We start from the raw sequence: 8,751 nt of genomic DNA on the forward strand, positions 1-8,751 counted from the left end.
CTACTTGTCGTGATAGCTACATTGAGCTATAGGCATGTTACTTCCTTTTCTTTACACTAAAAAAGTATTCATAAAAGGAGAGCCATGCAAAATTAAGAATGACAATTAGAGAATGAATCACTCACAAGGGGGTGAACTATGATTCCATCCATAAATACCAATAACACCGGCACATTAAGAATTCTAATCCTGATGTTATTCAGCCTATTCTTGATGTATCCCGCCTCTTGCGGTACTGTCAGCGCCAATCCCAATCCGGAAGTGATTTCGCTGCAGCCGATTATTGATGCGGCCAACAACGGAGATTCGATCACGCTGGCTCCAGGAACTTACCTAGGTCCGGTCCACATTGATAAAAGGCTAACCATTAACGGAGAGGGCAGGGCAACACTATTAAACTCTTATCCAGATGCCGAGGTCGCAGTACTGATCAGTGCGGATGACGCGAAGCTCAAAGGTTTGAATATACAGCAGGATAACGGGGGAGAAGCTGCAGCGATTCGAGTGGAAGCCGATCAGGTGACTTTAGAAGACTTGTCCATTCATACTGCGGGCTTCGGCATTGTGCTTCGTGAGGCCAATGACTGTGTTATAGCAAATAATAAGATCCGCTGGTTTACTCCCAAAGGCGCTGCTTCAGGAACAAGAGGCAACGGTATCGATCTCTATAACTCTCAGGGTACAAATATCAGAGCGAATGAAATCTCTTATCTCCGCGATGGCATCTACTTGGAAAACAGTCGCAATACAAAGGTAGATCAAAATCGGCTCTACTATTTGCGATACGCTATTCACTGTATGTATATCAACGGCTCTTCCATCTCAAATAACATTGGAGAATACAACATTACAGGTGCAATGGTAATGGGTGTAAAGGATGTTGTGGTTTCAGGCAATTCTTTTCGCAAGCAGAGTCAGAATGTCCATTCCCAAGGGATACTGCTCTATGACGTAAGTACCTCAAGTATTGTTAACAACCTGGTGGAAGGAAATAGGGTAGGGATTTATATGCAGCAATCCTCAGACAATACCCTCCAGAATAACCTTGTACTCCGGAATTATATCGGAATTCAATTTGAGGGTGCGGGAGGTAACCAGTTTCAACGCAATGGCTTTATCGCGAATGTCATTGAGGCGCATGCGACAGGGAGCAAAAATAATCAGATGAATGGGAACTATTGGGATTCATTTGAGGGGCTAGATATTACAGGTGATGGCATAAGCGATCTTCCTTATGCGATTAATCCGTTCTACCAGCAATTAATCACAAAAAATGCTGCGTATCAGCTCTTCTTTCAATCCCCAGGCATGACATTTTTAAGCGATATGTATACGAACGGAAAAGCGCAATGGTCTACAGATCCTACGCCGCTTATGCAGTTGCAGCTAGACAAAGCAACACAGGGACAAGCTAGCGGAGGCCAAGGACTGGTGATGTTAGTAGGTTTACTGCTGTTATTTGTCTCTGTTATCACAATAATATATATGGGGGTATTACGGTTATGAAAAAATGGTTTGCACTGTTACTGTTGATGATAAGTGTGTTGGTCCTGGCAGCTTGTGGCGGGAAGAAGTATGAGCCTTTGGCGGTTAATGAAGCGGTGGATACTTGCGTGATTTGTAACATGCAGGTCAAAGACGATGCTTTTGCCACCCAGCTGATTACTAAAGAAGGGAAAAACTATAAGTTTGATGATATTGGCTGTATGAACGAATGGAAGAAAAAGAATGGAACCGAAAATATTGGGATGGAATATGTGCGGGATTATAACGACAAAGAGTGGATTGAATTCAATAAAGCCAGCTATGTCTATGATGAGACACTACGTACACCTATGGCTTATGGAGTCATCAGCTTCAAAGACAAGGCTTCAACAGAAGCCTTTATAAAAGAGCAGGGTGTCGGCACCGTCCTGACAGCAAGTAATCTCTCCTCCCATGACTGGAAACAAAACACAGATATGATGAACATGGATATGAATGGTGGTGACAGTCATATGGACGAGCATATGTCTGAGGATCATGAAGGCATGAATTCAGACAAAGAGATGGATAAGCGATAATGGCCGACATGCTACAAGTAGCCCACAGAGAAATCAAGATGGGGTTCCGCAATCCATGGGCATATTCATTTTTGGCACTGTTATGCACGTTTAGTCTAGGACTGCTACTGATTAATTCACAAAATGTGGTTCAAGGCTATAGTGCCGTTACAGGCTCTATGTTAAGTCTGATTCTGTACTTGCTGCCGCTGATGACCTTATTTCTAGGATCGTTCTCCTTGACCTCTGAGAAGGAAGAGGGCAGCTGGCAACTCTTATCTACTTATCCGATAGGAACCATGTCATTTATTCTTGGCAAATACACAGGGCTGGCTGTTGTACTACTTATTATTGTGGCTACCGGCTATGGTCTGATGGGAATGATAAGTGGGTTAATCGGTATGGCTTTTGATTCCGCTACTTATTTTCTCCTTTTGGCTTTCTCAGCCGGACTTGTTTTACTCTTTTTGACCGTCGCTCTGTTTATCGGTTCGTTGTCGCGTAACCGCTGGCAAGCGCTGACCGTCTCCGTTTCGGTTTGGTTTTTCACCATAATTGGCTGGCCAACCTTTTTAATCGCCATTTTAGGTCTAATGCCGTATCTTTGGATCAAACCTTTGCTAGTCGCACTCACGATCCTCAATCCGGCGGAGCTCGTGCGCCTGTTCGTCGTGATTAAGCTAGGAGGAGGTTCAGTGCTTGGTCCTGAATATTATCAGTGGGTTGAGTGGATTGGCAGATCCACTGGAAGTCTGTTGTTTATGTTAGTCTGTCTGGCTTGGATTCTTATTTCAATTCTGGCTGTATATCGAATATGGGAAAGGGGGCGCTCTCGTGGATGACCCATTAGTGAATGTAAATGGAGTCTCCAAGGCCATAAGGAAGCAGATATTGGTGGAAGAGATCAGCTTTAAGATTCCACGTGGAAGCGTGCTTGCACTATGCGGCGGCAACGGAGCCGGGAAAAGTACCGTTCTGCGGATGATTGCAGGTATTCTCCAGCCCAGTTTGGGGGAAATCTCAGTGAATGGTCTATATTGGAACAAATCACGTAAACAATTCTCGCAGCAGATTGGATATATGCCTGATGATTATCAGTTCAATCAGGGACTGACGGCAGAGGAGGCGCTGACATTTTGGGCAGCGCTACGCAGGATTCCTAAGCGAAAGGTAAGAGTCAGCGAAGTTCTTGCTTTAGTAGGTCTGGAGGACAAACGCAAACATCTGGTCAACACTTTTTCCAAAGGGATGCGCCAGCGTATCTTGTTCGGTCAAGCGTTGCTCGCCAAACCGCCGCTTCTGATTATGGACGAGCCTACTAACGGGCTTGACCCTTTCTGGATGAATGAATTTGTCAGTCTACTGCAAGGCATCAGGGAAGAAGGACACACGGTCGTTTTCTCCACACATCAGCTGGAGGTTGCAGACAAGATAGCCGATCAGATCGTTTTTCTTAGCCATGGAAAGAATGTTGGCTCAGGTCCTACCGAAGATATTCGTACCGAATTCGGTTCTCTGTATGCTGCCTTTAATCATAGTTTGGGTTTGAAATAAAAATGCGCCGATTATTTGAATTCCTAATTATTATCGCTGCTGTCGCTGCGGCGGCGTGGGTACTATACCATTCTATACACAATGAGAACAGCACCTCAACTGGAACGATTGAAGTGGATGCTATTGCCCCAGAATTTGAGATCACTACCCTGACTGGTGAAAAGGTTCAGTTAAAGGATTACCGTGGTCAGCGTGTTCTGATCAATTTCTGGGCTTCTTGGTGTAAACCCTGCGTGCGGGAGATGCCGCTGCTTAATAACCTTCATACGTCTTCGAATTCTCAAGTAGAAACCTTGTTTATAAATGTCGGAGAATCTAAAGCAACAGTATCCGATTATCTGAAGGATCACCAATTTTCGTTACCTGCTGCTATCGATGTTACAGGTAGAATCTCCAATTTGTATGGTGTTGCTGCGCTTCCCGCTACGTTTATTATTGATGGAGAGGGTCACATCCGTAATGCCATATTGGGCGAAATTACAGATTTCACCTTGTTGCAAGAATGGCTTAATATAACTGATAGTGTTAATTAAAATGACCGGAATAGCTTATGCTACTCCGGTCATTTCTTTCATTTTATCAAACAAGATCATTTCATTAATCGATTATAATCTGAACAATCTCACTATGTGTACCAATTCGTAATGGAGGTCTCCAAGTACCCACACCAGATGTAACGATCACTTGAGGACTATCTATATCTTGCTGATAGTTCCCATAATCCACAGTAAACATAGCATTTGTGATTAGATTGGCCGGGAATATTTGTCCTTGATGCGTGTGTCCGCTAACTTGTTAGGATTACTCCCGGTGATTGGTGCTGTTCCCGGTTGGGATGGTCTCCGATATTAGCGTTTTTTATCTTTTTAAATTATTATTATTTAGTAATATTAAAGTAGAAAAATAAGGAGGAATACACAAATATGTATCGTAAAGTAGAAGATTTCATCCTAGACTGGAATGAATCAGTTGCTGGGACTGTTAAAGTGTTTAATGCCATGTCAGATAACAAGTTAGACCAAGCCATCGTTGAGGGACATAGTACACTTGGTTGGTTAGCATGGCATTTAACAAATGCTCCTGTATTTTTATCTAAATTTGCGGGTCTAGAAATACCCCCAGTTGGCAATCCAGCAGAAGTACCAACTTCTGTTAAGACAATCGTAGAGGCATATGAGACAATGGCTAAGGACTTATCAACTGCGATAAATAGCTTATCCGATGAGTCATTATTTGAAGAAGTTCCTGCATTTGGTACGACGACAACACGCAGTCAAATTTTGCGAAAAATTGTTGACCATCAGACACATCATCGCGGTCAAATGACTGTCTTATTACGTCAAGCCGGTTTACCTGTTCCTGGAGTAATGGGTCCAACAAGAGAACAACATTAATACGTAGAACAGTGGCACAAATCCGTATAAGGATTTGTGCCACTGTTTATTATATTTATGACACATAGAGCATGAAACAAATAAGGATCATTTCATTAATCGATTGTAATCTGCACAATCTCACTATGTGTACCAATTCGTAATGGAGGTCCCCAAGTACCCACACCCGATGTAACAATCACTTGAGGACTATCTTTATCTTGCTGATAGTACCCATAATCTACAGTAAACATAGCATTTGTGATTAGATTGGCCGGGAATATTTGGCCTTGATGCGTGTGCCCGCTAACGATCAAATCGACTTCATTTCCATATTCAATCATATTAGCTGGTTGATGATCCATCACGATAACTGGCAACTTTTTATCTATCTTTTTAAATATTTCGCTAATATCTCCTCTTGATGTTCCTTGCTCACCAATGGGTGATGAATCCTTTCTTCCAATTAAGACAAATTTATTATCAATAATGATATGCTCATCATTTAGTAGGTGAATATTACTTTTCTCAATAAAATTAACTATCTTATCATAGGATCGTCCTGCATCATGATTACCTAAGGAAGCATAAACACCATAAGTTGACTTAATACTATTCAATTCTTCGATTGCTTTGGAAGGATCAGAGAGGGCATAGTAGTTGCCATTAAATATATCACCAGACATCAACACAACATCCGGCTGTAGAGCATTAATGCGATCAACGATCTCCGCAATAAACGTTACATCATTTATGTATCCTAAATGTAAGTCACTTATCAGTACAACATTCAGATTATCTAATGAGTTATCTTTATCTATTTGAACCTGATATGAGACATCTTTTATCTGATTAGCATTATAAGTTCCATATAACACCAAACCTATTACGGTGATAATAACTAAGGACCTAGTATGGAATACAATAGAATGAGGTACTGGAGCAGGGAGTAGGTGTATCCTTCTACCTATGAATAAGATGATATTCGTAATGATCAAAAGCAAGAGCATATAGAAATATACTCCCATCCAATATTCCCCTATTTGTCCAATTACATTTACGATATTTGAATTTAGTATAATAGTCGAAGAGGGTAGTAGAAAATTTAGGATTGTTGTTAAAGCAAATAAGCTATAAATAATTCCAAATACGATTCTGTTTATGTTAGGAAATAAATGTTGTAACCATTTGAAAATCTTGTTGCAAATATAATAATTAGTAGCTCCGTAAAAAGCAAAAATTAACAAAAATACAAAAACCATATGCTACACCTCCTTATAAATTCCTCTCCAACAATGTCCCCAATTGTTCGGCGAACACTTGATGTGGTACAGGCTTCTCATTCGTGAACCACCATTCCACTACCCCTACATAAGCTGATGCAACAAACCTAATGATAACATCTTCATCTAACCCTTGGTTGATTCCTTGGGTTACATTCACCTCATTCCTAAACTCATCATGAAGAAAGATAAGGAACCGATTACGGAAATAAGGAGCGCCTTTACTCGCCAGCATCATGGAGTGGACTTTATCTATGGCAAGACAAGAATATCACGTTATTGCTTGTGAGCGTTAGTGTCCTTGCTGCGCTTTCTCTGCTGTTTACGATGTGGATACGGGTAGGTCAGCCCAAACAAGGTGAATCAACGATGGAATTGAACGTCGAACCTGTTAAGCGAAAAAAAGGTATGCATTGGAATGACTTTATCGAGCCTAAGGCGTTGCCTATTTCATTAGTCGGGTTTCTTCTTGCCGTATCCTATAGCTCATTAGCTGGATTTATGGCCACGTATACAAATGAGATCCATCAGTCTCAAATGGGGGGTATCTTTTTTGTAGCGTTTGCGATCATGATTGTATTATTCCGACCTCTTGTTGGAAAAGTATTCGATAAACATAACGAACATTACGTATACTATCCCGGGATTGTGTTGTTCACAATCGGTATGTACCTATTAAGTCAGGCGAACTCAGGAACGATAGTTTTGGTGGCCGGCTTCATTATGGGAGCGGGATACGGGGCGCTTTTCTCTTGTTTCCATGCGCTTGCGATCGTACAGCCTCCCGAACACCGCAGAGGGATCGCCAATGCGACGTTTTTCTTGTTGTTTGACTTCGGTTATGGCGTTGGTTCTTACTTCATGGGACTAATTGCATCCTTTACGAATTACCGAATGATGTATTTTTCGCAGGAGTCATTGCGCTACTTTCAGTTGGTTTGTACTATGGTCTGCACCATCGCACGAAAGCAGTCCCTTCAGAATCACAATGCCATATAGCATTGTCATGTTCGACAGCAACCCGCAAATATTGCGGGTTTTCTTTTTATTCATGTTAATCATCAATGACAAGCGAGCAGACTTAATCCATTGACGGAATCTATACGAAAACTCAAGGAAATATTTTCTTGTCTACTTTTCAAAAAAATCTTGGTAAGGTAGAGGATACCAATTGATAAGAGGTGATGAGTTGTCATGATTAAGAAACACTGTTTGTTCTGCGATGAGATTGTCTCCATTCAACCGGAAGGCGATTACGATAGATATATAGGCTGTTCCTGTTCACCAGGTGGGTTCTATAGCCTACTGAGAGACAGCTACGAACCTATTAATTCGTTCCCTCACCAAAAGAAACGCAGCATACTTCATTTAGTATCGGCATATATCCGTGAGCTGACAGAGTGTGATGAAATGGTCACTTTATCGGTCGACGACTTGGAATCCATTACAAATTCTCCGAACATTCCTGCGACCATTGAAGATAAAGGAAACCGTCTACTGCAATATTTGTATAGACATTCCGAAGGACCGGGGGAGCCGGTTGTTATTCAGCCACTCTCTAGAAGCTATAACCTGACGTATTCTCTCAATCTGCAAGAGCTGGTATATATCATTGATAAGCTGAGTACTGAGAAGTTTCTTATCAGAGAAGGTATGACCTTTAAGCTTACGGAAAAGGGATGGCGTGAAGCCGCCGCAAGCGCTGGAAGAAAAAAATTAAAACCATGCGTCGTTCTCATCTCAGATGAGGAGGACTTGCACACAGCATGGCTGGATAGGTTGTTGCCTAAAATCGAGCAGTGCGGTTATCAGCCTCGTTTGCTTACCCATACGAATACACATAATCGCGAAAAGTATTCCTTAGAGCTTATCGCGGACAGTAAACTGATTATCGCAGATTTAACCGGGCAATCCCCTGAGGTGTATTTTACGGCGGGATATGCACTCGGTTTGAAGATCCCAGTGATATGGACCGTGAACAGCAGAGATTCCGATAAGCTTTTTGTACAAATCAAAGATATTCGTCCAATTGTTTGGGAAACAGCTGAAGATCTGGCTGTTATACTTCAACAGAGGTTGAGTTAATAGTAGAGTCTCAAGACATGATGTAGAAATGAATAATCCTATATAACGACCGTCGAGAGCCATTATGAACTGTGACCGTATTTGTGGAAAGTTTGAAAAAGAAGACCTTCCTTAGGCAGTGAGCAGATGACTTCTGAATTCATCAGGAGTCATCTTTTTTAATGCCCATTGATATCGTTCAGAGTTATAGTAAGTGATATAGTCATCGACTTGTGCTCGTAACTCCGTGAGGGTCATACATGACCTATACTCTAAATCATCCTTCATATGGCCGAAGAATGTCTCCATGGAGGCGTTATCCCAGCAGTTACCTTTACGGGACATGGACTGTGTAAATCCTGCTTTACGGACGAGAAGACGGAATTTGGGGTGTGTATAGTGCATTCCTTGGTCAGAGTGCAAAATGGCCTCCGG

General features: G+C 41.9%; 11 protein-coding genes. 8 read left to right on the plus strand and 3 right to left on the minus strand.

Going from position 1 to position 8,751, the window contains the following annotated elements; genetic code table 11:
* Window positions 1–138: 138 nt before the first annotated feature.
* The 6 genes from BW961_RS05585 to BW961_RS05610 all read left to right on the plus strand — a co-directional run bounded on the left by BW961_RS05585 (window position 139) and on the right by BW961_RS05610 (window position 4,990).
* Window positions 139–1,506 (plus strand): right-handed parallel beta-helix repeat-containing protein, encoded by a 1,368-nt coding sequence (locus BW961_RS05585; protein ID WP_082867372.1) that lies wholly within the window; start codon window positions 139–141, stop codon window positions 1,504–1,506.
* A complete protein-coding gene (locus BW961_RS05590) occupies window positions 1,503–2,063 on the plus strand; it encodes a nitrous oxide reductase accessory protein NosL (RefSeq protein WP_068581827.1) in 561 nt (186 codons plus the stop codon). The genes BW961_RS05585 and BW961_RS05590 overlap by 4 nt, the downstream gene beginning before the upstream one ends.
* A complete protein-coding gene (locus BW961_RS05595; protein ID WP_068581830.1) occupies window positions 2,063–2,884 on the plus strand; it encodes an ABC transporter permease in 822 nt (273 codons plus the stop codon). Before BW961_RS05590 ends, BW961_RS05595 begins: the two co-directional genes overlap by 1 nt.
* Window positions 2,877–3,596 (plus strand): ABC transporter ATP-binding protein, encoded by a 720-nt coding sequence (locus BW961_RS05600; protein WP_068581833.1) that lies wholly within the window; start codon window positions 2,877–2,879, stop codon window positions 3,594–3,596. The genes BW961_RS05595 and BW961_RS05600 overlap by 8 nt, the downstream gene beginning before the upstream one ends.
* Before the next feature lie 2 nt (window positions 3,597–3,598).
* Window positions 3,599–4,129, plus strand: coding sequence for a redoxin domain-containing protein (locus BW961_RS05605; RefSeq protein ID WP_068581836.1), 531 nt, complete (start codon window positions 3,599–3,601; stop codon window positions 4,127–4,129).
* 390 nt (window positions 4,130–4,519) lie between these two features.
* Window positions 4,520–4,990 (plus strand): DinB family protein, encoded by a 471-nt coding sequence (locus BW961_RS05610; RefSeq protein WP_068581839.1) that lies wholly within the window; start codon window positions 4,520–4,522, stop codon window positions 4,988–4,990.
* A gap of 95 nt (window positions 4,991–5,085) precedes the next feature.
* Here BW961_RS05610 and BW961_RS05615 read toward each other — a convergent pair whose 3' ends face one another.
* Window positions 5,086–5,997, minus strand: coding sequence for a metallophosphoesterase (locus BW961_RS05615; RefSeq protein ID WP_211269754.1), 912 nt, complete (start codon window positions 5,995–5,997; stop codon window positions 5,086–5,088).
* Window positions 5,998–6,244: 247 nt separating this feature from the next.
* Window positions 6,245–6,490, minus strand: a complete 246-nt coding sequence (locus BW961_RS05620; protein ID WP_082867373.1) for a TetR-like C-terminal domain-containing protein — start codon at window positions 6,488–6,490, stop codon at window positions 6,245–6,247.
* A gap of 32 nt (window positions 6,491–6,522) precedes the next feature.
* Here BW961_RS05620 and BW961_RS05625 point away from each other — a divergent pair, with 32 nt between their 5' ends.
* Window positions 6,523–7,251 (plus strand): MFS transporter, encoded by a 729-nt coding sequence (locus BW961_RS05625; protein ID WP_139331538.1) that lies wholly within the window; start codon window positions 6,523–6,525, stop codon window positions 7,249–7,251.
* A 195-nt stretch (window positions 7,252–7,446) separates the two neighbouring features.
* Window positions 7,447–8,337: a hypothetical protein gene (locus BW961_RS05630; RefSeq protein ID WP_068581848.1), complete on the plus strand. Its 891-nt coding sequence runs from the start codon at window positions 7,447–7,449 to the stop codon at window positions 8,335–8,337.
* Window positions 8,338–8,448: 111 nt separating this feature from the next.
* Here BW961_RS05630 and BW961_RS05635 read toward each other — a convergent pair.
* Window positions 8,449–8,751: IS3 family transposase (locus BW961_RS05635; protein WP_139331539.1), on the minus strand; the 303-nt coding region annotated here is incomplete at its 5' end.

Source organism: Paenibacillus macquariensis, from assembly GCF_900156375.1.
In the GTDB taxonomy this organism is placed as follows: Bacteria; Bacillota; Bacilli; order Paenibacillales; family Paenibacillaceae; genus Paenibacillus_AQ; species Paenibacillus_AQ macquariensis.